Raw genomic sequence first — 22,782 nt, forward strand, 5'->3', positions numbered from 1 at the left:
CCATGGCCCTCATCGCCGACCAAACGATGGAGCACCTGCAGGGGGAGGACGCCGACGGGGGCGGCTTCGCCGTCTACGTCCACTGGCCGTTCTGCGCCGCGAAGTGCCCGTACTGCGACTTCAACAGCCACGTGCGCCACGGCGGCGTCGACGAGGCGCGGTATGCCGCGGCGCTCGCTCGCGAGCTCACGACGCTCGCCTCCTGGACGACGGACCGCCGGCCCGTCTCGGTGTTCTTCGGCGGCGGCACGCCGTCCCTGATGGCGCCCCACACCGTTGCCACCGTGCTCGGCGCCATCGACGCCGCGTTCGGCCTTCGCGCCGACGTGGAGGTGACGCTGGAGGCGAACCCCTCGTCGGTCGAGGCCTCCCGCTTCGCGGGCTACCGCGCGGCCGGTGTCAACCGCGTCTCCTTGGGCGTGCAGTCGCTGCGCGACCGTGACCTCGTCGCGCTCGGCCGCCTGCACGATGCCGCGGGCGCGCGCACCGCCCTCGCGCTCGCGCACCGCACGTTCCCCCGCGTGTCCGCCGACCTCATCTACGCCCGCCCCGGGCAGTCCACCGCGGACTGGGCCGCCGAGCTCGCCGAGGCCCTCGACATCGCCGGCGAGCACCTGTCGCTCTACCAGCTCACCATCGAGCCGGAGACGCGCTACTTCGACCTCGCCGCCGCCGGCAAGCTCGTCGTCCCCGACGACGACGCCGCGGCCGACCTTTACGAGCTCACCCACGCGATGACGTCGGCCGCCGGCCTCCAGCGCTACGAGGTGTCGAACCACGCTCGCCCCGGCGGCGAGGCACGACACAACCTCGTCTACTGGCGCGGGGGCCGCTACATCGGCGCCGGACCCGGCGCCCACGGCCGCCTCGACATCGCCGGCGGGCGGACCGCGACGGCGACGCACCGCTCCCCTGAGGCCTGGCTCGCCGCGGTGGAGGCGGCCGGCCACGGCGTCGCGGCGCGCGAGCTGCTGACGGCCGAGGAGGCGGGCGACGAGCTGCTCGTCATGGGTCTGCGCCTTTCCGAGGGCATCGACGTCGCTGACCACGCGCGCCGCACCGGCCGACCCCTCGACGCCGAGCGCGTCGCTCGGCTCATCGACGCCGGGCTCCTCGTGCGCCGCGGGTCGCGCCTCGCCATCCCCGACACCGCGCGTCTGTTGACCAACCTCGTCGTGCGCGAGCTCGCGGCGTGACGACCGTCTGCTCGACCGAGGAGCTTGGCGCGGACCTGAAGCGCCTGTACCTCGACAACGACGGGATGTTCGCCCTCGCCCGCCCGGCGATCCTCGCCCGGCTGAAAGCAGCGCGGGCCGACGCCCTCGCCGCCTGCAAGGCGACACTCGACGCCACCAAGTCGGGCGTCGCAGCGGCACGGACGCTCGCGGCGGGGCAGGACGCCATCGTGCGCGCCCTCTACGACTTCGCGGCCGACTGCCTCTACCCGACGGCGAACCCGTCCGTCGCGGAGCGTCTCGCGGTCATCGCCACCGGCGGGTACGGCCGCGGCCTCCTCGCGCCGGGCTCGGACGTCGACCTGTTGTTCCTGTTCCCCTACAGGCCCACGCCGTGGACCGAGTCCATCGTCGAGACCATGCTCTACGTGCTGTGGGACCTCGGCCTGAAGGTCGGTCATGCGGCGCGCTCCATCGACGAGTGCGTGCGCCTCGCCCGTGCTGACACGACGATCCGCACTGCGCTCCTGGAGTGCCGGCGCATCTGCGGCGACGAGCTCCTCGCCGAGACGCTCTACCAGCGCTTCGACCAGGCGGTGGTGCGCGGCACGGGCAAGAAGTTCATCGCCGCCAAGCTCGCCGAGCGCGACGAGCGGCACCGCCGGCAGGGCCAAACGCGCTACCTCGTCGAGCCCAACGTGAAGGAGGGCAAGGGCGGCCTTCGCGACCTCAACACGTTGTTCTGGATCGCCAAGTACTTCTACCGGGTGCGCTCGGAGGCCGAGCTCGTGGAGCGCGGGGTGTTCAGCGCCAAGGACTACCGGCTGTTTCGCCGCTGCGACGACTTCCTTTGGTCGGTGCGGTGCCACATGCACCTCGTCACCGGCCGCGCCGAGGAGCGGCTGACGTTCGACCTTCAGCCGGAGATCGCCCAACGCCTGGGCTACACGCCGCGTCCGGGCCTCAGCGACGTCGAGCGCTTCATGAAGCACTACTTCCTGGTGGCCAAGGACGTCGGCGACCTCACGCGTATCCTGTGCGCCGGGCTCGAGGCTCAGCATGTTGTCGCCCCGATCGGACTGTCGCGCATGGTCCGCTCGTTGACCGGCAGCACGCCGCGCGTGCTGACGGCCGACTTCGCCATCGACGTCGACCGCATCGTGCTGAGGCGCCCCGAGGCCTTCCGCGACGATCCGGTCAACATGCTGCGGGTCTTCGAGCTCGCCGACGCGAACAACGTCCGTCCCCACCCGAACCTGTTGTTCGAGCTACGCCGCTCGCTGCGCCTCATCGATCACGAGGTGCGCATGGACGAGGAGGCGAACCGCATCTTTCTGAAGCTCCTCACCGAGGCGAGCGAGCCCGAGACGCTGCTCCGACTGATGAACGAGACCGGCGTGCTTGGTCAGTTCGTGCCGGACTTCGGTCGCGTCGTGGCGATGATGCAGTTCAACATGTACCACTCATACACGGTGGACGAGCACCTCATCCGCACCGTCGGGCAGCTCGCCAGGATCGAGCGCGGGGACGTGGAACGGACCCATCCCCTTGCCACCCACCTGATAGGGACGGTGCACAACCGTCGCGCCCTCTACGTGGCCGTGTTCCTGCACGACATCGCCAAGGGGCGGCCCAAGGACCACTCCCTCGAGGGTGCCCGCATCGCCCGCCGACTGTGCCCGCGCCTCGGCCTCACCGCAGCGGAGACCGAGCTCGTCGCCTGGCTCGTGGCCGAGCACCTCACGATGTCCATCACCGCCCAGTCCCGCGACCTGTCCGACGTGAAGACGATCGAGGACTTCGCCGCGAAGGTGCAGAGCTTCGAGCGGCTGAAGCTCCTTGAGGTGCTCACCGAGGCCGACATCGCCGCCGTCGGCCCCACCGTGTGGAACGGTTGGAAGAGCCAGCTCCTGCACACCTTGTTCGACGAGGCCGAGGCGGTCCTCGCCTCGCGCCACACGCGCCGCCCGCGCGAGCACCGCATCGCCGCCGCGAAGCAGGCCTTCGCTGAGGCGACGCCCGACCTCACGGCGACCCAGCGCACCCGTTGGATGGCCGAGCTCGGAGGTCCGTACTGGATCCGCGTGAAGACCGAGGACGCGGTGCGTCACGCGGTGTTGTGGGCCGGCGGCGACGCGCGCGGGCTCACCGTCGGCTGCCGCGTTTTGAAGTCCAGCGCAGTGACCGAGATGACCCTCATCGCGCCTGACGTGCCCCACCTCCTCGCGATCGTTGCTGCCGCCTGCGCGTCGACGCAGGCGAACGTCGTCTCGGCCGACATCTTCACCACCAGCGCCGACACCGCCCTCGACGTCTTCGCCATCCGGTCCCTTTCGGACGACCCGTTCGACGAGGAGGCCCGCGTGACGCGGATCGCCCGCATGGTGCGCGACGCGCTTGCCGGCGGGCCGCCGCCGGCAAGGCCGGTCGATCGTCGACCCCAGCCGGTTCGCCAGCGCGCGTTCACCCACCCGACGGACGTCATCGTCGCCAACGACTGGTCGGAGGGCTACACCGCCGTCGAGGTCTCCGGGCTCGACCGGCCAGCGCTGTTCCATGACCTCGCGGGCGCGCTCCTTGCGCTCGAGCTCAACGTACGCTCCGCCCAGCTCGCGACGTTCGGCGAGCGCGTGGTCGACGTGTTCTACGTCACGGGGCCGGGCGGCGGCCAGGTCACCCAGCTGGCGATGCAGAAGCGCATCATCGAGGCGCTCACCGACGCCTACGACCGTCCCGGGGACGCCGCTCCGTCCCCCCGCTCGGTGGCCTGACGAGCCCCATGCAGCTCGTGCGCAACTTCGCGACGGTGGGGGCCTTCACGGCCGCCTCGCGCGTCCTCGGCTTCGCACGCGACATCCTCGTCGCCGCGACGCTCGGCGCCGGGCCCATCGCCGACGCCTTCTTCGTCGCCTTCAAGCTCCCGAACCTGTTCCGCCGGCTGTTCGCCGAGGGGGCGTTCAACTCCGCGTTCGTGCCGCTCTTCGCCCGGGCCAGGGCGGAGGAGGGCGACGCCGGTGGGGAGGCGTTCGCCTCGGCGGTGCTCGCGTGGCTCCTCGCCGTCCTCCTCACGGTGACGGCGGCGGGGATGCTCGCGACGCCCGTCCTCGTCCTCGCCCTCGCCCCAGGCTTCGAGGCCGAGGACACGCTGTCGCTGACGACGCTCTACACGCGCATCTGCCTCCCCTACCTCGCAGCGATGTCCCTGGTCGCGTTCTTCTCCGGCATCCTCAACACGCTGAACCGCTTCGCCGTCGCGGCCTTCGCCCCCATCCTGCTCAACGTCGTCCTCATCACCGCGCTCGTCGCCGCCCAGGCGATGGGGCTCGCACCGGCCGCCGCCGCAGCGGTCCTGTCGGTCGGCGTGTTCGTCGCGGGGGTGTTGCAGGCGCTCCTCCTCTGGCGCGCCGTGGCGCGCGCTGACGTGCGGCTGACGCTCGCCCGCCCACGCCCCTCACCGCGGCTGAAGCGCCTCCTGCTGCTCGGCCTCCCGGGCGTCGCCGCCGGCGGCATCACGCAGATCAACATCGTCGTCGGCACCATCGTCGCCTCGTACTGGCCGGGCGCCGTCTCCCACCTCTACTACGCCGACCGGCTCTACCAGCTCCCCCTCGGCGTCGTCGGGATCGCCATCGGTGTCGCGCTCCTGCCGGACCTGTCGCGGCGCCTCAGGGCTGGCGACGTGGGCGGCGCGCTGTGGACGCAGAACCGCGCGCTGGAGTTCGCGCTGATGCTCACGCTGCCGGCCGCCGCGGCGCTCATCGTCGTCCCCTTCGAGATCGTGGTGACCCTGTTCGAGCGCGGCGAGTACGGCCGGGACGACGCGGCGATGACCGCCGCTGCCCTGTCGGCGTACGGCTTCGGCCTTCCGGCGTTCGTCCTCATCAAGGTGTTCTCCCCGAGCTACTTCGCCCGGGAAGACACCGCGACGCCGATGGCCTTCGCCGGCATCTCCATGGTGGTGAACGTCGCCGGCTCCATCGGCCTCGCGCTGCTCCTCGCCGAGGACGGGCTCGCCCACGTGGGCATCGCCGCGGCGACCTCGCTCGCAGGATGGGTCAACGCGCTCCTCCTGTTCGTCGGCCTCGTGCGCCGCGGCGACTTCCGACCGGACGCGACGCTCGGCTGGCGCGCCCTCGGCTTCCTCGCCGCGTCCCTCGCGCTGATGATCGCGGCCGCCCTCATCGCCCAGGGGCTCGACGCCTGGTTCTTCGCCTCGGGGACGCTGACCGCGACGCTCGCGCTCGGGCTCCTCGTCGCAGGCTCCGTCGCCATCTTCGCCGTCGTCTGCGAGGTGTCCGGCGCCATGGGGGTGCGCGACCTCATCCGCGCGTTTCGGCGAGGCTGACTGGCTCGCCCGTGCGGTTGCGGTTGCCGTCGGCGAAGGCCACGCTCGCCTTGCCCGCGCGGGTCGAGCGGACTGGAGCATCCTGGGTTTCTCAGACCCAGATAAGATGCTCTAGCTCCTTAATTGAGAGCGGTCTTCTTGGGGTTAGGTGGTTCCACCTAACCTCAAACCGCTCTAGACGGCACGGGCCTCTGTGACACGACGAGCCCATGGCCTTCACCCCACGCGTCTTCTCCGGTGTCCAGCCCACCGGCAGCCTCCACCTCGGCAACTACCTCGGCGCGGTGCGCCGGTTCGTCGCCATGCAGGACGAGGCCCCGTGCCTGTTCTGCGTCGTCGACCTCCACGCCATCACGGTCTGGCAGGAGCCCGACGAGCTCGCCCGCGCGACGCGGCACGTCACCGCCGCGTTCCTCGCTGCGGGCATCGATCCGGCGCGCTCCATCGTGTTCAACCAGAGCCGCGTCGCCGCCCACGCCGAGCTCGCCTGGATCTTCAACTGCGTCGCGCGCATGGGCTGGCTGAGCCGCATGACGCAGTTCAAGGAGAAGGCCGGCCGCGACCGCGAGAACGCCTCCGTCGGGCTGTTCGCCTACCCGAACCTCATGGCGGCCGACATCCTCGCCTACCAGGCGACGCACGTGCCCGTGGGCGAGGATCAGAAGCAGCACCTGGAGCTCGCCCGCGACATCGCGCAGAAGTTCAACTTCGACTACGCGGAGCGGCTCGCCGCGCTCGGCTACGGCGAGGAGGGCCTGTTCCCCCTGACCGAGCCGATCATCCAGGGTCCCGCGACGCGCGTCATGAGCCTGCGCGACGGGGCGAAGAAGATGTCGAAGTCCGACCCGTCGGACGCCTCGCGGATCAACCTCACCGACGACGCGGACGCCATCGCCCAGAAGGTGAGGAAGGCCAAGACCGACCCCGAGCCGCTCCCCTCCGACCCGAAGGGGCTGGAGGGCCGCCCCGAAGCGGACAACCTCGTCGGCATCTACGCCGCGCTCGCAGGCACCACCAAGGAAACGGTCCTCACCGAGCACGGCGGCGCGATGTTCTCCGCCTTCAAGCCGGCGCTCGCCGACCTCGCGGTGTCTGTGCTCGCCCCGATGAACGACGCGATGGTGCGCCTCCTTGCCGACGAGGGGCACCTCCACGCCGTCCTCGCCCAGGGCGCCGAGCGCGCAGCGGAGATTGCGGGTCCGGTGCTGCGCGACGCGAAGCGCGTGGTGGGCTTCGTCGCCTGACCGATCTTCGCCTGGTCGAGGCGATCGGAGCGCGCTGCGGCTCGGTGCGCCGGACGCTAGAGCGGATGGTCGCCCGGTCGGTCTGCCTGAGCCACGCCGCTAGCGGCGGGTCGGCTCGGCCGAAGGCTCCAACCCTGGCCCGACACACACAGCTGATGCCGGGGCGGTCCTGCGAGGCGACGATGAGGACTCGCGGACGTCACGCCGTTGCAGGGGTCACCGTTGCTCGCACCTCGCGGATGGGAGCTCGGGCAGCACGACGAGCGATCCATCCGAGCGTTGCGCGATCGAGGCGCGGATGTCCGGCGCATCGGGGCGTCCGGCGTGTCCGGATCGCGCGGCGCATCTGTCATGGCGTTGGCGCTCCTGCTGCTTGGGTGGGCGGGCGGGGCCGGAAGTGCAGCGACGTCGGGGTATCTCAACGATCGGGCTCGCAACGTCTCAAGCGCTGCCGCGGCGCTTGGCGCGCAGGCGCACGTAGAGCGCACCGTCGCCGCCATGGGACGGGTGCGCCGGGCCGAAGCCGACGACGTGACGCGCGAGGTCCCGGGCGGCGAGCCAGTGCGGCACGGAGCGGCGCAGGATGCCGCGGCCCTCCGCCTCGCCCTGTCCCTTGCCGGTGATCACGAGCACCAGGCGCCGGTCGAGGTCGGTCGAGGCGGCAAGGAAGCGGCGCAGCGCGGCGTGTGCCTCCTCCTGGGTCAGCCCGTGGAGGTCGAGCCGACCGTCGATGGCGACGCCGCCCCGCGCGACCTTGCGCCGTGTCTTGCGGTCGAGGTCGCCGACGGTGCGGGCGCGGACGGGCCGCTTCGCCGCCACCGGCTGTACTGGAGGATCGCTGGCAGCCGTGGCCGCCTCGGGCGCCATCGGCGCCTCCGCAGCCGCCTCGATGGCAGGCAAGGACGCGGCCTGCCGCAACGGTGCCACGGTGCGGGCGACCTTCTCCCAGAGCGCGCGCTCCTCCTCTCGCAGCGGGCGGCGCCTCATGGCGCCACGCCCCTCGGCAGGAGGAGCGTGAACGTCGCCGGCGCCTTCAGCTCGCCGGCGATCTCGCCGGCCTCCGCGCCCGAGCCGATGAAGAGGTCGCCGCGGGCGGGACCGACGATGGCCGAGCCGGTGTCCTCGGCGATGGTGACGCCGTGGTGCTCGCCCCGCCGCGGCAGGATCGTCTCAAGGTAGACGGGCGTCCCGAGGCGGACGTGCGCGCGGTCCACCGCGAGGCTGCGGTAGGGCGTCAGGGGCACGCCGCCGGCCGCGATGGCGCCACGGTCGTCCGGCACGCCCTCCCGCTCGCGGAAGAAGACGAAGGACGGGTTCGCTGCGAGCGTCTCGTCCACGATCTCCGGATGCGCCTTGAGGACGGCGCGGATCGTCTGCATCGTCGCGCCCCCCTCGGGGAGCCATCCGCGGTCGATGAGGACGCGGCCTATGGCGACGTAGGGGTGCCCTGTCTTGCCGTGGTAGGAGATGCGTGCCGTGGAGCCGTCCTCGAACACGAGGCGCGCCGAGCCCTGCACCTGGGCGAAGAACGCGTCGACGGGATCCTCCACGAAGGCGAGCTCCAGCCCCCGACCCTCGAGCGCGCCGGCGACGATGGCGCTGCGGTCGTGGTAGGGGACCGTCGTCCCGTCGACGGCGCGGCGGGCGAAGGTGCCGTCTCCCGGAAGATCCGCGCGTCCGGGGTGGACCCGCACCAGGTCGTCGGGACGCCGGTAGATCGGATGCCGAAACGACCCATGCGGGGTACGCGAGGCAGGGATCGAGGGCTCGTAGTACCCGGTGAGGAAGCCGCGGACCCCGACGCGCCAGGGCACGAAGTGCGCTGCGACGAAGTCCGCCGCCGCCGCGGCGCGCGCGGCGATGGCCGGGGCGATGCTCGGGAGCCACGGCGCCTGCGCCGGGCGAGCGGCAATGTCAGGCGCGAGGTGCGGGGCAATCCCCGCAAGGAGAGCAGCGGCTTCCGCGTCGTCCCAGCCGGCAAGGGCGGAGAAGGGGACCGCCCAGTACGGCGGCGTCTCGCTGCCGGCCATCGACGAGGCTCACGAGGCGGCGGGGGTGGCGGAGGGGGAACGCTGCATCACGGAGCGAGCCAAGCAGTGCCGGCGAGCTCGAAACGACACCTCACCCACGGTGCTAGGGCCGAGTGCTGCGGAGCGCTGGGCCCGCCCGCCAGAGGACGGACCCACCGGTATCACCTCAGGCCGACTCGGTGGCGACGAGGACCCAGTTCGGGCTGTCCGCATCGGTGCGCCGCTCGAAGGTCCATACGTCAACCACGTCGGTCACCTTGTTGGGATCGCCGTCGATGAGCGCGCTGTCCTTGTCGTACGTTGCCGAGATCATCTGGCTGTCGATCCGCGTCGTCACCCGCGCGATGTGGCCCTTCAGCGAGGCGTCGGTGATGGCGATCTTGTCGATGCCGATGAGCGTCGTCGACATCGTCTGGCCGGCCTCCTCACGGGCGGCGATGGCCGCGCCGAAGCCGTCGAGCACCTCGGGGGACAGCAGCGGCGCCAGCGTGTCCCTATCGCCGTTCGCGAAGGCGGTGACGATCATCTCGTAGGCCATCTGCGCGCCCGACAGGAACTGCTTCGGCTCGAATGATGGATCAGCCGCGACGATCTCGTGCAGCGCCTCGTAGAGCGGTGTGCCCTTGGCGGCGACCGGGGTGAGCCGCTGCTCCACGTCGGCGGGGACGCCCCCGCTGGCGCGCTCCGCGGGAGTCTGCCGCGGCAGGGTCAGGACGTTGTCGGCGCTTCGCTGACCGTCGTTGCCCGATCGCGCCGCGTAGGGGTCGTACGGTCGCCGCTCGTTGCCGGTGCGCCGGCCGAGCACGCTGCGCAGGCGCAGGAAGATCGCCACCGCGAGGGCGAGGATCATCAGGTTGTAGATGTCGAAGAATTCACTCATCCGCGGCTACCTGTCAGCTCGGCCCGAGGTGCGACGGTCGCACCCGCGCAGCAAATGCTGCGAACGCGCGGCCGGTGACCCGCCTCGGCTCACATAAGACGTTGCGCTCCGGCGTACAGGCCTCGATCCCGGTCGGTGCGCTGCAAGCGTAGCGAAGTCGGGCCGTCCGGTCCATGCCGCCCGGCTGAAATCGGCCGGCACCACCCCCATATGCCTAGCCTCGTGCAAGCCGAGGCGTCGTCGTGATCCGCACCGTCCTGTTCCTGCTCCTTGTCCTTGTTCCAATCGCCGAGATCGCGGTCTTCCTGGCGGTCGGCTCGCAGATCGGCACCTTGGCGACGCTCGGCATCATCGTCGCGACGGCGATCGTCGGCGCCATCTTGCTCCGGCGGCAGGGGCTGTCGGCGCTGGCGCGGCTGCAGTCGGACCTACGCTCGGGCCGGGTGCCGGCAGCGGCGATCGGTCACGCGATCGCAGTCGCCGTCGCCGGGGTGCTGCTGCTGACGCCGGGCTTCATCACGGACACCGTAGGCCTCCTCCTGTTCGTGCCTGCCGTCCGCGCGTCGTTCTGGCGACGCCTCGCGGGGTCGGCAAAGCTGCGCGTTCACCCAGGGTCTGCCCCCCGAGGCGGCCCAAGATCCCGCTCCGACACGGGGCGTACCATCGACCTCGAGGCGACCGAGGTCCGGACCGAGGATCCGTCCTCGCCCTGGCGCGACGGCCAGCGATAGCCGGCGTTCGGCCGGCCACGCACTAGGCGGGCCGGCCTTGAGGTGTTAGCCAGCGCCGAACCGGGCCTTGCGCCGCAGTGCACTCAACATTGGAGCGGTCGACAGGATGAGCGACGCCACCGCAGGATCGCCGGAGGGGCAGTCCGGCCAGCAGCAACCCACCGTCCGAGTCCTCGCCCAGTACGTCAAGGACCTGTCGTTCGAGAACCCTCGCGCACCGATCTCGCTGCAGAAGAGGGACAACACGCCGCCCATCAACATCGGCGTCAACGTCGGCGCCCGCGGGCTCGCGGAGAACGACTACGAGGTCACCCTGACCCTCGAGGCGAAGGCCGGCGAGGGTGAGCAGGCGAACTTCCAGGTCGAGCTGCAGTACGCCGGCGTGGTGCGTGTCGCGGGCATGAAGCCGGAGCACGTCCAGCCCTTCCTCCTCATCGAGGGTCCGCGCCTGCTGTTCCCGTTCGCCCGGCAGATCATGGCCGACGCGGTGCGCAACGGCGGCTTCCCACCGCTGATGATCGACCCCATCGACTTCGTTGCGCTCTACCGTCGCAACCTTGAGCGTGCGCAGAAGCAGCAGGCCGAGCAGACCGCGGTGAACTGACCGTATCGCCCGTCCGACCGGACGCATCGAGCCGGCGCAGGACCGCCCTCGGCATTCCCCAGCGGCTAAGGCCTGGTCGCGCCGGACGCAGGCGTCGCAGGGCTACTCCGCAGCCATGACCGCCATGTTTGGGGTCCCCACGTCCTTGGTGGTGCAGGGGGTCCGCCAAAGGGTCGGCCATAGGGGATCCACAAGGGTCGCCACGAACGCGGCGTGTGCGGCGCGCTGCGCGTCGGTGAGCCGCGGTGCGAGCGGTGTCGGGCGCGGACCGTGGCGCGCCCTGCCGCCGACGACGGTGTCGCCGGCCGCGCCCCTGCCGAGCACGAACGTCGCTTGGCGCCCCCCCGAGAGCTCGAGGTAGACCTCGGCGAGGAGCTCGGCATCGAGCAGCGCACCGTGCTTGGTGCGACGCGAGGCGTCGATGCCGTAGCGCGTGCAAAGGGCGTCCAACGAGTTCGCCCCGCCGTGCTTGCGACGCGCGATGGCGAGCGTATCCACCACGCGGTGCGGCGCGATGGCGGGCCGTCCGCAGCGGCTGAGCTCGTGGTTGAGGAAGGCGACGTCGAACGAGGCGTTGTGCGCGACGACTCTGTCGGCGCCGACGAAGGCGCAGAACTCCTCGGCGACGTCCCCAAACTGTGGGTGGTCCTTCAGGAACGCCGCGGACAGCCCGTGCACGCGGAAGGCGTCGTCCGGCATGTCCCGCTCGGGGTTGATGTAACGATGGAAGACGTTGCCTGTGGGGATCGCGTTCAGCACCTCGACCGCGCCGATCTCCACGACGCGGTCGCCGGACGCTGGGTCGAGCCCCGTGGTCTCGGTGTCGAGGACGATCTCGCGCAAGCCCGGTCCCCCGATGAACTGCCAGCTGATGTGCCACAGCGCACGCGCGCTCGCACCCCGTCGCGGGCGACTATCCAAGCCCCAGGAAGGCTCGGCGCACGGCTTCCACCTGTCGAGCCGCGTCGTCGACGCCCCGCGAGGTGTCGATGACGCAGTGCGCCCTCGCCCGCTTCTCAGCGTCCGGCGCCTGCTTGGCGAGGATCGCGGCGAGCCTCTCCTCGGTCATGCCGGAACGGGCGAGCACCCGCGCATGCTGCACGTCGGCGGGCGCGCTCACGACGACGACGGCGTCCACGGCACGGTCGCGTCCGGTCTCGAACAGCAGCGGGATGTCGAGGATCGCGAGGCGCGCCCGCGCCTCCCGTGCGGCGGCGAGGAAGGCGTCCTGCTCGAGCCGCACGAGCGGGTGGACGATCGCCTCCAGCCGAGCCATGGCCTCCGCGTCGCTTACAACCCGCTCGCCGAGGCGCGCCCTGTCGACGGCGCCGCAGACGACGACCCCTGGGAAGGCATCGCCGACGGGCTCGACGGCCGCTCCGCCCACCGCGTAGAGCCGGTGGACCGCCGCGTCCGCGTCGTAGACCGGATCGCCCGCCGTGCGGAACAGGGCGGCGGTGGTCGACTTGCCCATGCCGATGGAGCCCGTCAGCCCGACGACCTTCACAGCGTGGCCTCGACTGTGCGCCGCAGCTCCCCATCGACCTCCGGCACGACGCCGAACCATCGCTCGAACCCGACGCGGGCCTGGTGGAGCAGCATGCCGAGCCCATCGACGGTGGCGTGGCCCCGCGCCGCGGCCGCCTCGAGGAGCGGCGTCGCGAGCGGGTTATAGACGATGTCGGCGACCACCGCGTGGGAGGGCAATGGCGCCAGGTCGAGCTCCAGCGGCTCGGCGCCGGTCATCCCGAGTGAGGTCGCGTTCACGAAGACGTCCGCCTCGTCGAGCGCACCGCCGAGGGATCCCCAAGGGACGCTCGTGCCGCCGATCCGGTCGGCCAGCGCGTCGGCGCGCGCGGCGGTCCGGTTGGCGACCGCGACCGCCATCCCCGCGGCGGCGAGGGCGTCGGCCACCGCGATGGCGGCGCCACCGGCGCCCAGCACCAGCGCGCGCCGCCCGTCGCGCCAACGCGGGGCGCCCTGGTCGAGGCTAGCGAGAAATCCCGCGCCGTCGCTGGAGGTCCCGGCGAGCACGCCGTCCTCACGCCAGACCGTGTTCACCGAGCCGAGCCGCGTCGCCACCGGGTCGCACGCCACGCACGCCGCCGCCGCGACCTTGTGCGGCGCGGTGACGTTGACGCCGGCAAGCCCCGCGCCCGGCAGATCGGCGAGGAAGCGCTCCACGGCGCCCGGTTCCACCGGCAGGAGGTCGTAGCGCGCGTCGATGCCGTGGCGCGCGAACCAGTGCGCGAAGATCACCGGCGAGCGCGAGTGGGTAACCGGCCAGCCGATCAGCCCGACCCTCACCGTCACGAGAACTCCTCGGTGAGGTTGGAGCCGTAGCGACGGTCGGTGAGGAGGGCGACGATGGCGGCCGCCGTCTCCTCGATGGAGCGCCGCGTCACATCGATGAGCGGCCAGCCATTCTCCGCGCACAGCTTGCGGGCGTAGGTGACCTCCTTGGCCACGAGTTGGCGGTTCACGTAGGAGGACTGGCGCTTGTCCTCGCTCATCGCAAGCAGCCGGTTCTCGCGCAGCGCGACGATGCGTTCGGGCGAGGCGGTCAGTCCGACGATCAGCGCCCGGCGTGCCTCGAACAGGCGCCTTGGCACCACAAGCTCCGGAACGAGCGGTAGGTTCGTCGCCCGAACGCCGCGGTGGGCGAGGTAGATCGAGGTCGGCGTCTTGGACGTCCGTGAGACGCCGACGAGCACGACGTCGGCGTCGTCGATGTTGTCGGGCAGCGCACCGTCGTCGTGGCGCATGGCGAAGTTGAGCGCCTCGATGCGGCGGAAGTAGCCGGCATCGAGCTCGTGCTGGGCGCCGACGCGCGTCGCCTTCTGCACGTTGAGGTAGGATTGGAACACGGCGACCAACGGGTCGAGCACGTCGATGCAAGGCAGGCCGAGCTCGTTGCACGTCATCTGCAGCCTCCCCAGGATGTCCGGGTCGACCAGGGTGAACATGACGATCCCCGGCGCGTCCTCGATCTCGGCGAGCACGCGGTCGAGCTGCCGGTCAGAGCGCACCAGCGGGTAGACGTGCTCGATGGCCTCCACGTCGTCGTACCTTGCGACCGCGGCGCGCGTCGCCGTCATCAGCGTCTCGCCGGTGGAGTCGGAGACGAGGTGGACGTGCACGAATGTGCGTTTGCGGTTCAACGGCTCGGCCTTCGCTTGGGGACCAGCGTGGAACAACTGGTGGCCCCGGCGCGTCGCTGGCGCAACCCTGTGGATGGCGTTGGTCGCCCTCCCCAATCGCATCCACCGATGCCCCCGTGTGGACCGCCGATGGACCACGACGTACTAGGCCGCCGTCCGTCCGCGTTGTGCCGCGACCATGCACAGCCCGGCGGCGACCTCCGCCGGGCGCGAGCGCGGGGCACGGCGCGGCGATCGGCGGGTCTTGCGGACCTTGGGCCCGGCGTGTGAACACAGCGGGCGATCGTCGTGCACCGTGCGCGTTGATTGACCGGCGGCGGTGCATACGAGGTTCGTCCCCGCGACCCGTCGGCCAACATCATCATCAACCCTTATCTATAAGAATCTGATCGTTCGATGGACACGGCCGCCCCCGTCCCCTCCGACCTTGTGCGAGCCTTGCGCGGCGAGGTCGTCCGACCCGCACCAGTTTGGTTCATGCGGCAGGCGGGGCGCTACCTTCCCGAGTACCGCGAGCTGCGCACCCAGGCCCCGTCCTTCCTCGACTTCTGCTACACGCCGGAGCTTGCCCTGGAGGCGACGCTGCAGCCGATGCGGCGGTACGCGTTCGATGCCTCCATCATCTTTTCCGACATCCTCGTCCTGCCCCACGCGCTGGGTCAGGACGTCTGGTTCGTGGAGGGGGAGGGGCCGAGGCTCACGCCCCTCACCGACGCGGGCGCGCTCTCGTTCGATGGCTTCGAGGCGCACCTCGCCCCGGTGTACGAGGCGGTGCGCCGCATGCGGGCCGCGCTGGGGCGGGACAAGGCGCTGTTCGGGTTCTGCGGCGCGCCGTGGACGCTCGCGACCTACATGGTCGCCGGCCGCGGCGGCGGCGAGCAGTGGCCGGCGCGCAAGCTCGCGGCTGCGGATCCTGACCGCTTTGCCGCGCTGATCGACGTCCTCGTCGAGGCCGCGACCCGCCACCTCGTGGCCCAGGCCCACGCCGGCGCCGACGCGCTGCAGATCTTCGATTCCTGGGCGAGCGCGCTCGACGAGCCGGGGCTCGCGCGGTGGTCCATCGCCCCCATCGCGCGCATCGTGGAGGGCGTGCGCGCCGCGGCTCCCGGGGTGCCCATCGTCGGCTTCGCGCGCGGCGCGGCGGCCTCGGTGGAGGCGTTCGCGCGGGGCACCGGCGTCGATGGCGTGTCGCTCGACTGGACCGCGCCCATGGAGCTCGCCCGCCGCGTCCAGGCGAGCGGCGTGTGCGTCCAGGGCAACCTCGAGCCCGCGCGGCTCGCCGCTGGCGGCGACGGGCTTGACGCCGCGGTCGACCACATCTGCCACGCCCTGCGCGACGGTCCGTTCGTGTTCAACCTCGGCCACGGCATCTCGCTGGAGACGCCGGTCGACCACGTCACCCGCGTCATCGAGCGGGTGAAGACGGCGACCGCCTGAGCGTGCTGTACCTCTGGCTGAAGGCGTTCCACGTCGTGTCCATCATCGCGTGGATGGCGGCGCTGCTCTACCTGCCACGCCTGATGGTGTACCACGCGCAAGCGGAGGCGGGTTCGCCGCAGTCGGACACGTTCAAGGTCATGGAGCGGCGCCTGCTGCGGGCGATCGCGACGCCGGCGATGATCGCGGCGTGGGGGCTCGGCGTCACCCTCGCCACGATCACGAACGCCTGGTCGAGCCCTTGGCTGCATGCCAAGCTCGTCGGGGTCGCGGGGCTGACGGCGATGCACATGGCGATGGCGCGGTGGGTGCGCACGTTCGCGAGCGACGCCAACCGCCGCAGCCCGCGGTTCTACAGGATCGCCAACGAAGTCCCCACGCTACTCATGGTCGTTGTGGTGATCTTGGTGATTGTGAAGCCGATCTAAGCTTCCTTCCTGCATCGGCCCGAGCGGACCCTTGCGAAACGAACCCGTTGCCTGTACATTGCGTGTGTTCCGGACGTCGGTTCACACCTTCGAGCGCAGCGTTCCACCTCGTTGCGGGGCTCCTGCCCGACCGGACATGTTCCCTCGACCCCTCCCTTCGAACCTTGCGGCGTCCGATGTCCGTCATCCAGGACAACCCCATGCAGATGAAACTCCTTGAGCTCAAGACCAAGACCCCCGGCGACCTCATTGCGTTCGCCGAGGAGCATGAGGTCGAGAACGCGTCGACCCTGCGCAAGCAGGAGTTGATGTTCGGCATCCTGAAGCAGCTCGCGGACAAGGACGTGGAGATCATCGGCGAGGGCGTGGTCGAGGTGCTGCAGGACGGCTTCGGCTTCCTGCGCTCGCCCGACGCGAACTACCTGCCGGGACCTGACGACATCTACGTCTCGCCCTCGCAGATCCGCCGCTTCTCGCTGCGCACTGGCGACACCGTCGAGGGGCAGATCCGCTCGCCGAAGGAGGGCGAGCGCTACTTCGCGCTCCTTAAGGTGAACACGATCAACTTCGAGGAGCCGGAAGCGGCGCGGCACAAGATCCACTTCGACAACCTCACCCCGCTCTACCCCGAGGAGCGCTTCCACATGGAGGTGGAGGGGCCGCCGTCGAAGGACTTCTCCGGCCGCATCATCGACCTCGTGGTGCCGCTCGGGAAGGGTCAGCGCGGCCTCATCGTGGCGCCGCCGCGCACCGGCAAGACGGTGCTGCTGCAGAACATCGCGAAGTCGATCACCGCGAACCACCCGGACTGCTACCTCATCGTGCTCCTCATCGACGAGCGACCGGAGGAGGTGACGGACATGCAGCGCTCGGTGCGCGGCGAGGTGGTCTCCTCCACCTTCGACGAGCCTGCCCAGCGCCACGTCGCCGTCGCCGAGATGGTGATCGAGAAGGCCAAGCGCCTCGTCGAGCACGGCCGGGACGTGGTGATCCTGCTCGACTCGATCACCCGCCTCGGACGCGCGTACAACACCACGGTGCCCTCCTCGGGCAAGGTGCTGACCGGCGGCGTGGACGCCAACGCGCTGCAGCGGCCCAAGCGCTTCTTCGGCGCGGCGCGCAACATCGAGGAGGGCGGCTCGCTCTCCATCATCGCCACCGCGCTGATCGACACGGGCTCGCGCATGGACGAGGTGATCTTCGAGGAGTTCAAGGGCACCGGCAACTCGGAGATCATCCTCGACCGCAAGATCTCCGACCGCCGGGTGTGGCCGTCCATCGACATCCAGCGCTCCGGCACCCGCAAGGAGGAGCTTCTGGTGCGCAAGGACGACCTCAAGAAGGTCTACGTGCTGCGCCGGATCCTCAACCCCATGGGCTCGGTGGACGCCATCGAGTTCCTGCTCGACAAGCTGCGCCAGACCAAGAACAACTCCGAGTTCTTCGACTCCATGAACACCTAGCGTCGCCGGGGCGATCGAAGCGACCGAGGTCAGGCGGCGACCGAGCTCCATCGGTGCTGCCGCGCCAGGCGGTCGGCGAGCCGAAGGGTCATGCCGACGAGGGTCATCGTCGGGTTCGCGGTGCCGCCGCACGGGAACGCGCTCGTCGCCGCCACGGACAGTCCGTCGACGCCCCACACCGCGAGCGAACCGTCGACGACGCCGCCCGTCGCGCTCGTCGCCATGCGCGTCGTGCCGACAGGGTGGAAGATGTCGTCCGCCCCGCCGAGGTGCTCTAGGGTGAGCGCGCGTGGTGCGACCGGCCAGGCGAGCCGGCCGTAAGCGCCGAGCGCGGTGGCCCAGTAGGCGTCGAAGGCGCTCGCCATGGCGCGGAAGGTTCTGGCGTCCGCCTCGCGCACGGCCCAAGCGACGTGGGCACGCGGCACCCCCAACGCGTCGAGCTGGCGGGATAGCGTGATGGCGTTGTGCGTGGATGGGGTCTGCTCGGCGACGAGGTGGACGTCGTAGGCTGCGGGGCGCGGCCAGCAGAGCCGCCGTCGCCCGTAGCGCCACGTGGCGAGCCGCGCGAGGTAGGGCACGTCGCGCAGCGTCCGCAGCGCCGCCCCCGCGTCCGGCCGCCCTTGCTGGAGCGAGCGAAGGAGGTCGCGCACGGCGTCGAACCCGGTCGGCTGAAGCGCACGGGGAGCGATGTGGACGAAGCCGCCAGCGACCCCGTCTCGCGACCGTGCCTGGGGCGACAGCTCGAAGCGCAGGCTGCGCATGGTGCCGCGGTCGAAGCGGAAGCCGGCAAGCCGGTTGAGCGCCGACGGGCAGGGGGTGACGACGTGCGCGAGGGGGAGCGAGACGTGGTCCTGCAGCGCGCGGCCGAGGTGCGGGCTCGCGAGTCGACCCTCGCTCTGTCGCTCGAGGTACAGGAGGAGCCGCGTCGTCTCGATGGCACCGGCGCACAGGACCGTGTCCGGCGCGTGCACCGTCAACGCCTCGCCGCCCACGTGCCTTGCCTCGAGCCCTGCGATGCGCCCCGCCGACCGGTCGATGCGCAAGCCGGTGACGGTGGCGTTCAGCCAGACCGCGAGCGCCGGGCTGGCGACGTCGGCCGACAGGAGCGTCGCGACGTTGCGTCGGCGGAACGTCGGCCACTTCGCCTCGCGGGGCAGGAAGTCGCACCCGTCGCCGGCATCCCCCAAGGGGCGCGCCTCGTAGGGACCGGGGGCGAGGCCGAACAGCGCCTCGGCTTGGGCGAGCCACGGCGCGAGCTCGTCGTATCCCACGGGCCAGGCGGGGACCCCGAGCTCCGGCCGTGGGCCGAGGTCCTCCGGCAGGAACGGCAGGAGCGCGCCGCCCCAGCGCGTGGAGGTGCCACCGAGCCCGCGGCGGCGTCCGAGCTCGGCCCCGCGATAGGGCGCGCCGTCGCTCTCCACCGCGTTGAGCGGGTGGGCCTCGTCGCCTCCTCGTCCGCCGCTCTCCACGACGACCGTGGATAGCCCCGCCCGCGCGAGGCGCGTCGCGAGGACGAGACCCGCGATCCCCGCGCCGACGACGGCGACGTCGGCGACGAGAGTGACGGGACCGTCCGCGTCGGCGAGGTCGTGCAGCATCAGGACAGGAGGCCGCGAAGGTGCGCCGGCCTGGTCGTCGAGACGAGGACGACGCCGTGCGACCGGCGGTCGAGCGCCATGCGCAGGCGCGCCCGCGCGTCGGCCTCGCCGACGTTTGCTTGGCGACGGGACTGCGGAGCGCGCGAGACCGCGCCGTACGTGACGTCCGGCACGCGCGCCTCGGTCCACTCGTCCTCGCCGGTCTGCAGCACGAAGGAGGGCGGCGCGTGGCCCAGCAGCTCGAGCGCGGGCGCGTAGGCCCCTGAGACCCCGGCCGCGCGGATCTTGCCCTCTGCGATCATCGCCTCGTACGCGCCGAACACGGCCGCAGGGTCCGCCATCGCGGAAGGGTCCGGCTCGTGCAGGAGGTGGACGTCGATCACCTCACGGCGCAGCCGCCGGAGCGAGGCCTCCACCGAGCGCCGCAGGGTGGCAGGCGTCAGCCACAGCGGGCGGCTGCCGCCCCTCGCCCGGTTCGCCGCCGCACGGGCGAGGAGCGCGGGCCGCACCAAGGGTCCCGGCAACGCGCCGATCCAGGGCGAGGCGCTGATGCCGTGCTTGGCGACGACGATGCAGTCCCTGCGCGATGCCGCGAAGGCGCCGAGCGCGCGCTCGGCGAGCCCGTGCCCGTACACGGGAGCCGTGTCGAAGTGCCTGATGCCCGCCTCGTAGGCAGCGCACAGGACGCGCTCGCGGCCGGCAGCGTCCCTCGCGTAGTGCAGGCGCGACGTGCCGAAGCCGACGCGCGTGGTGGCGAGCCCTGCGATCGTCGTGCCACCCACGGTCACGGCGCGGCCCGGCCCTCGCGGTGGACGAGGCGGTGGGCCGCGATGGGGCCCGACCCCTTCATGACGCGCTCCGACACCACGCGGGCGGGGTTGCCAGCGACCACCGCGTGCGGCGGAACCGAGCGCACGACGACCGCGCGTGCGCCGACGACCGCTCCGTCGCCGAGGATGACGCCGGGACCGAGGAACGCCTCGGCCGCGACCCAGGCGCCGCGGCCGACGATGATGCGGGCCGCCACCAGCGCGAAGTCCGGGCTGCGGAAGTCGTGGCTCGCCGTGCACAGCGAGGCGTCCTGGCTGACGGTGCAGTCCTCGAGGAGGAGGATGGGGGCCACGTTGTAGATCTTCACCCGCGCGCCGATGGCGCTGTGCGCGCGCATCTCGAGGTGCCAGGGGGCGTAGATGCGGGCCGACGGGTAGGGCTTCGCGGTGCCGGCGACCTTGGCACCGAAGGCGCGCAGCATGAGCCGCCGCACGCCGAAGAGCGGCCTCGGGACGTGGCGGTAGAGCGCCGCGTCCACGATGCCCCAAACCGCGCGGCGCAGCTTGTCGCCCCGCGAGGGGTGCGGCATCGAGACGAGGCGCTCGGGACGCGGAAGCCGGTCCGCCCAAGGTGCCGGGGGCGGACCGTCACGGCGCGTGGCGAGGGGGGTGCGCGGCGTCATTGTGAGGCCGGTGGGCGTCCGTTGCGCCGGTCGAGCACCGACGGCAGGCGCACGCTCGTGCGATGGTCCGTCATCCAGGCCCATGCGCTCTCGATCATCGTCGGCAGCGTCGAGCGGCCGGGCGTCCAGCCCAGCAGCTCGCGCGCGGCGCTGGCGTCGGCGGCGAGCGTCGGCGGATCGCCGGGCCGCCGTTCTGCCACGCGCACGGGGACGTCGCGTCCGGTCACCGCGCTCGCCGCCTCGATCACCTCGCGCACAGAGAAGCCATGCCCCGTGCCGAGGTTGAGCGACTTCCGCTGCGATGGCTCGATGATGTCCATCGCCGTGACGTGCGCCGCAGCGATGTCGGCGACGTGGATGTAGTCGCGCACGCACGTCCCGTCGGCGGTGTCGTAGTCGTCGCCGAGGATGGAGATGTGGGGGATCTCGCCCGCCGCCGCCTTCAGGACCAGCGGGATGAGGTGCGTCTCGGGGTCATGCTCCTCGCCGAGTTCACCCTCGTGGTCGCTCCCGCCAACGTTGAAGTAGCGCAGCGCCACCGACCCGAGGCCGAAGGCGCGCGCGTAGTCCGCCAGGATGTGCTCCACCGCGAGCTTCGACTGCCCGTAGGGGTTGATCGGCGCGGTGGGCGATCCCTCGGTGATCGGCATCACGTCGGGGACGCCGTAGGTCGCGCAGGTGGAGGAGAACACGATGCGCTCGATGCCGACGATCTTCATCGCCTCGAGCAGCGCCAGCGTTCCTGAGATGTTGGCGCGGTAGTAGAGGTCGGGCCGGTAGACCGATTCGCCGACGTAGGCGAGAGCGGCGAAGTGCATGACGATGTCGGCGTGGTGGGTGCGCATGGCCTCGACGAGGGCGGGGACGTCATGGATGTCGCCGTGCACGAACGGACCCCAGCGCGCCGCCCAGCGGTGCCCGGTCCGCAGGTTGTCGTAGACGATCGGCTCGTGCCCAGCCGCCGCCAGCGCCTTGCAGGCATGCGAGCCGATGTAGCCGGCGCCGCCGGTGACGAGCACTCGCATCACGCCCTCCTCGCGCTCATGCAGCCTTGAACGACGCACGGCGGGCACTCCTCCCGCCCCGTCAGCCACGCGTAGACCGAACCTAGCTCGCAGGCGATGGCGGGCCAGGCGTACGAGCCTTCTACCAGCTGGCGGCCTCGCTGGCCCATGGCAGGCAGCTCGGGGTCGGCGAGCGCGCGCTCGAGCGCGGCGGCGAGGGCGCGCGGCTCGTTCACGATGCGCACGGCAGCGCCTGCCGCGAAGCCCTCCGGGATGTTGCACTCGGCGGTCATGAGGACGGGCAGGGCATGCGCCCATGCCTCGAGGACGGCCATGGGGAAGCCCTCCGAGTGGGACGGCAGCACGAAGGCGTCCGAGGCGGCGAGCATCGCGGACTTGTCCTCGCCGAAGCGGGGGCCCGGGAAGGCGACCTCCGCCGCGGTGAGGCCGAGCGCCCTGGCGCAGGCCTCGAAGCCGGCCGCATGGCCGCCGTCGTCCCAGCCGACCACCAGGAGGCGCCAGCCCGCCGCGAGCTTCGGCGCGGCGGCCTTGAGCAGCGCGAACGCTTCGAGGAGCTCGGCGATGCCCTTCTTCGGGTGCAGCCGTGCAAGGAACAGGAGCGTGCGGCGGTCCGGCGCCACGAGCTCTCCCGGAACCGGGCGGGCGTGCGACAGGTCCGGCAGGTCCGTGCCGTTGGGGATCGTCGCGATGGGCGCCTGGACCCCATGAGCGCGCACCGCGCTCGCCTCGGATGGCGAGCAGTGGATCGCAGCGGCGCCACAAAGGTTTTGCCGTTCGAAGAGGAGGCCAGCCAAGCGCTTCTTCCAGCTCGAGTTGCCCAGCGCCCACGGCTCGAGCATGCCGTGCGGGGAAAGGACGACGGGACGCCCGGTGCGCCTCCGCCATCGGCTCACCATGACGGACAGGTGGAGCCACAGCCCGTGCTGGTGGACGATGTCGTGGCCGTCGCGCTCGAGGTCGCCCGCGAGGCGCGGCGCGAACCCGAGCCGACTCGCCGGGTAGCGGACGACCGTGAGGTCCCTCCAGTGCGCGCGGTCGAGGCGCTGCGGATCGTCGTCGAGGCCATAGACCGTGACGCGGGTCGCGGGACGGCGCGTGAGCTCGCGCGCGTGGGCGAGGACGACGGAGAAGATGCCACCGCCCGCGCGCGACAGCGTCGGCGCGACGATGGCGACGGACAGCGGCGCGGGTGCGATGGGGCCAAGCAT

Annotated in this window: 21 protein-coding genes; 9 read left to right on the plus strand and 12 right to left on the minus strand. The window is 71.5% G+C overall.

The genetic code is table 11. The features are described 5' to 3' along the window. Positions 1 to 2 precede the first annotated feature (2 nt). The 4 genes from hemW to trpS all read left to right on the plus strand — a co-directional run bounded on the left by hemW (position 3) and on the right by trpS (position 6,764). Positions 3 to 1,196, plus strand: coding sequence for a radical SAM family heme chaperone HemW (hemW, locus tag ACOOE8_RS07855; RefSeq protein ID WP_420394268.1), 1,194 nt, complete (start codon positions 3 to 5; stop codon positions 1,194 to 1,196). Further along, positions 1,193 to 3,946 carry a [protein-PII] uridylyltransferase gene (locus ACOOE8_RS07860; protein WP_420394269.1) on the plus strand — a complete coding sequence of 918 codons (2,754 nt, stop codon included), beginning with the start codon at positions 1,193 to 1,195 and terminating at the stop codon, positions 3,944 to 3,946. The genes hemW and ACOOE8_RS07860 overlap by 4 nt, the downstream gene beginning before the upstream one ends. An 8-nt stretch (positions 3,947 to 3,954) precedes the next feature. Then, positions 3,955 to 5,520: a murein biosynthesis integral membrane protein MurJ gene (murJ, locus tag ACOOE8_RS07865; RefSeq protein WP_420394270.1), complete on the plus strand. Its 1,566-nt coding sequence runs from the start codon at positions 3,955 to 3,957 to the stop codon at positions 5,518 to 5,520. Between the two features lie 209 nt (positions 5,521 to 5,729). Beyond that, positions 5,730 to 6,764, plus strand: a complete 1,035-nt coding sequence (gene trpS, locus ACOOE8_RS07870; RefSeq protein WP_420394271.1) for a tryptophan--tRNA ligase — start codon at positions 5,730 to 5,732, stop codon at positions 6,762 to 6,764. A gap of 441 nt (positions 6,765 to 7,205) precedes the next feature. Here trpS and ACOOE8_RS07875 read toward each other — a convergent pair whose 3' ends face one another. The 3 genes from ACOOE8_RS07875 to ACOOE8_RS07885 all read right to left on the minus strand — a co-directional run bounded on the left by ACOOE8_RS07875 (position 7,206) and on the right by ACOOE8_RS07885 (position 9,674). After that, positions 7,206 to 7,751: a Smr/MutS family protein gene (locus ACOOE8_RS07875; RefSeq protein WP_420394272.1), complete on the minus strand. Its 546-nt coding sequence runs from the start codon at positions 7,749 to 7,751 to the stop codon at positions 7,206 to 7,208. Continuing rightward, positions 7,748 to 8,794 carry a murein transglycosylase A gene (locus tag ACOOE8_RS07880; protein WP_420394273.1) on the minus strand — a complete coding sequence of 349 codons (1,047 nt, stop codon included), beginning with the start codon at positions 8,792 to 8,794 and terminating at the stop codon, positions 7,748 to 7,750. Before ACOOE8_RS07880 ends, ACOOE8_RS07875 begins: the two co-directional genes overlap by 4 nt. Positions 8,795 to 8,960: 166 nt before the next feature. Continuing rightward, the gene (locus ACOOE8_RS07885) at positions 8,961 to 9,674 is read right to left on the minus strand and encodes a Tim44/TimA family putative adaptor protein (protein WP_420394274.1); all 714 of its coding nucleotides are present in this window, start codon (positions 9,672 to 9,674) and stop codon (positions 8,961 to 8,963) included. Positions 9,675 to 9,916: 242 nt separating this feature from the next. On the opposite strand from ACOOE8_RS07885, the gene ACOOE8_RS07890 reads away from it, so the two are divergent. Further along, positions 9,917 to 10,405: an FxsA family protein gene (locus ACOOE8_RS07890; protein WP_420394275.1), complete on the plus strand. Its 489-nt coding sequence runs from the start codon at positions 9,917 to 9,919 to the stop codon at positions 10,403 to 10,405. Positions 10,406 to 10,511: 106 nt separating this feature from the next. Continuing rightward, positions 10,512 to 11,009: a protein-export chaperone SecB gene (gene secB, locus ACOOE8_RS07895; protein ID WP_420394276.1), complete on the plus strand. Its 498-nt coding sequence runs from the start codon at positions 10,512 to 10,514 to the stop codon at positions 11,007 to 11,009. Between the two features lie 102 nt (positions 11,010 to 11,111). On the opposite strand, the gene dnaQ is transcribed toward secB, so the two are convergent. The 4 genes from dnaQ to ACOOE8_RS07915 all read right to left on the minus strand — a co-directional run bounded on the left by dnaQ (position 11,112) and on the right by ACOOE8_RS07915 (position 14,170). Next, positions 11,112 to 11,852 (minus strand): DNA polymerase III subunit epsilon, encoded by a 741-nt coding sequence (dnaQ, locus tag ACOOE8_RS07900; RefSeq protein WP_420394277.1) that lies wholly within the window; start codon positions 11,850 to 11,852, stop codon positions 11,112 to 11,114. Between the two features lie 70 nt (positions 11,853 to 11,922). Next, a complete protein-coding gene (gene coaE, locus ACOOE8_RS07905; RefSeq protein WP_420394278.1) occupies positions 11,923 to 12,516 on the minus strand; it encodes a dephospho-CoA kinase in 594 nt (197 codons plus the stop codon). Continuing rightward, positions 12,513 to 13,322: a shikimate dehydrogenase gene (locus ACOOE8_RS07910; RefSeq protein WP_420394279.1), complete on the minus strand. Its 810-nt coding sequence runs from the start codon at positions 13,320 to 13,322 to the stop codon at positions 12,513 to 12,515. The genes coaE and ACOOE8_RS07910 overlap by 4 nt, the downstream gene beginning before the upstream one ends. Beyond that, the gene (locus ACOOE8_RS07915) at positions 13,319 to 14,170 is read right to left on the minus strand and encodes a pyruvate, water dikinase regulatory protein (protein ID WP_420394280.1); all 852 of its coding nucleotides are present in this window, start codon (positions 14,168 to 14,170) and stop codon (positions 13,319 to 13,321) included. Before ACOOE8_RS07915 ends, ACOOE8_RS07910 begins: the two co-directional genes overlap by 4 nt. Positions 14,171 to 14,566: 396 nt before the next feature. Between ACOOE8_RS07915 and hemE the strand changes: the two genes are divergently transcribed. From hemE to rho, 3 genes are all read left to right on the plus strand, one after another. After that, positions 14,567 to 15,607, plus strand: coding sequence for a uroporphyrinogen decarboxylase (gene hemE / locus ACOOE8_RS07920; protein WP_420394281.1), 1,041 nt, complete (start codon positions 14,567 to 14,569; stop codon positions 15,605 to 15,607). Positions 15,608 to 15,660: 53 nt separating this feature from the next. Further along, on the plus strand, positions 15,661 to 16,035 hold the full coding sequence (locus ACOOE8_RS07925) for a CopD family protein (RefSeq protein WP_420394659.1): 375 nt from the start codon (positions 15,661 to 15,663) through the stop codon (positions 16,033 to 16,035). Positions 16,036 to 16,241: 206 nt separating this feature from the next. Continuing rightward, positions 16,242 to 17,498, plus strand: coding sequence for a transcription termination factor Rho (gene rho, locus ACOOE8_RS07930; RefSeq protein ID WP_420394660.1), 1,257 nt, complete (start codon positions 16,242 to 16,244; stop codon positions 17,496 to 17,498). 29 nt (positions 17,499 to 17,527) lie between these two features. On the opposite strand, the gene ACOOE8_RS07935 is transcribed toward rho, so the two are convergent. The 5 genes from ACOOE8_RS07935 to ACOOE8_RS07955 are packed head-to-tail and all read right to left on the minus strand — an operon-like array spanning position 17,528 to position 22,782. After that, complete coding sequence (locus tag ACOOE8_RS07935; protein WP_420394282.1) at positions 17,528 to 19,096, minus strand: GMC oxidoreductase; 1,569 nt, start codon at positions 19,094 to 19,096, stop codon at positions 17,528 to 17,530. After that, entirely contained in the window at positions 19,096 to 19,884 is a 789-nt protein-coding gene (locus ACOOE8_RS07940) for an aldo/keto reductase (protein ID WP_420394283.1), read from the minus strand. The genes ACOOE8_RS07935 and ACOOE8_RS07940 overlap by 1 nt, the downstream gene beginning before the upstream one ends. Then, positions 19,881 to 20,549, minus strand: coding sequence for a putative colanic acid biosynthesis acetyltransferase (locus tag ACOOE8_RS07945; protein WP_420394284.1), 669 nt, complete (start codon positions 20,547 to 20,549; stop codon positions 19,881 to 19,883). The genes ACOOE8_RS07940 and ACOOE8_RS07945 overlap by 4 nt, the downstream gene beginning before the upstream one ends. Beyond that, the gene (gene galE / locus ACOOE8_RS07950) at positions 20,546 to 21,574 is read right to left on the minus strand and encodes a UDP-glucose 4-epimerase GalE (RefSeq protein ID WP_420394285.1); all 1,029 of its coding nucleotides are present in this window, start codon (positions 21,572 to 21,574) and stop codon (positions 20,546 to 20,548) included. The genes ACOOE8_RS07945 and galE overlap by 4 nt, the downstream gene beginning before the upstream one ends. Continuing rightward, the gene (locus ACOOE8_RS07955) at positions 21,574 to 22,782 is read right to left on the minus strand and encodes a glycosyltransferase (protein ID WP_420394286.1); all 1,209 of its coding nucleotides are present in this window, start codon (positions 22,780 to 22,782) and stop codon (positions 21,574 to 21,576) included. Before ACOOE8_RS07955 ends, galE begins: the two co-directional genes overlap by 1 nt.

The organism is Acuticoccus sp. (assembly GCF_965213555.1).
Classification (GTDB): Bacteria; Pseudomonadota; Alphaproteobacteria; order Rhizobiales; family Amorphaceae; genus Acuticoccus.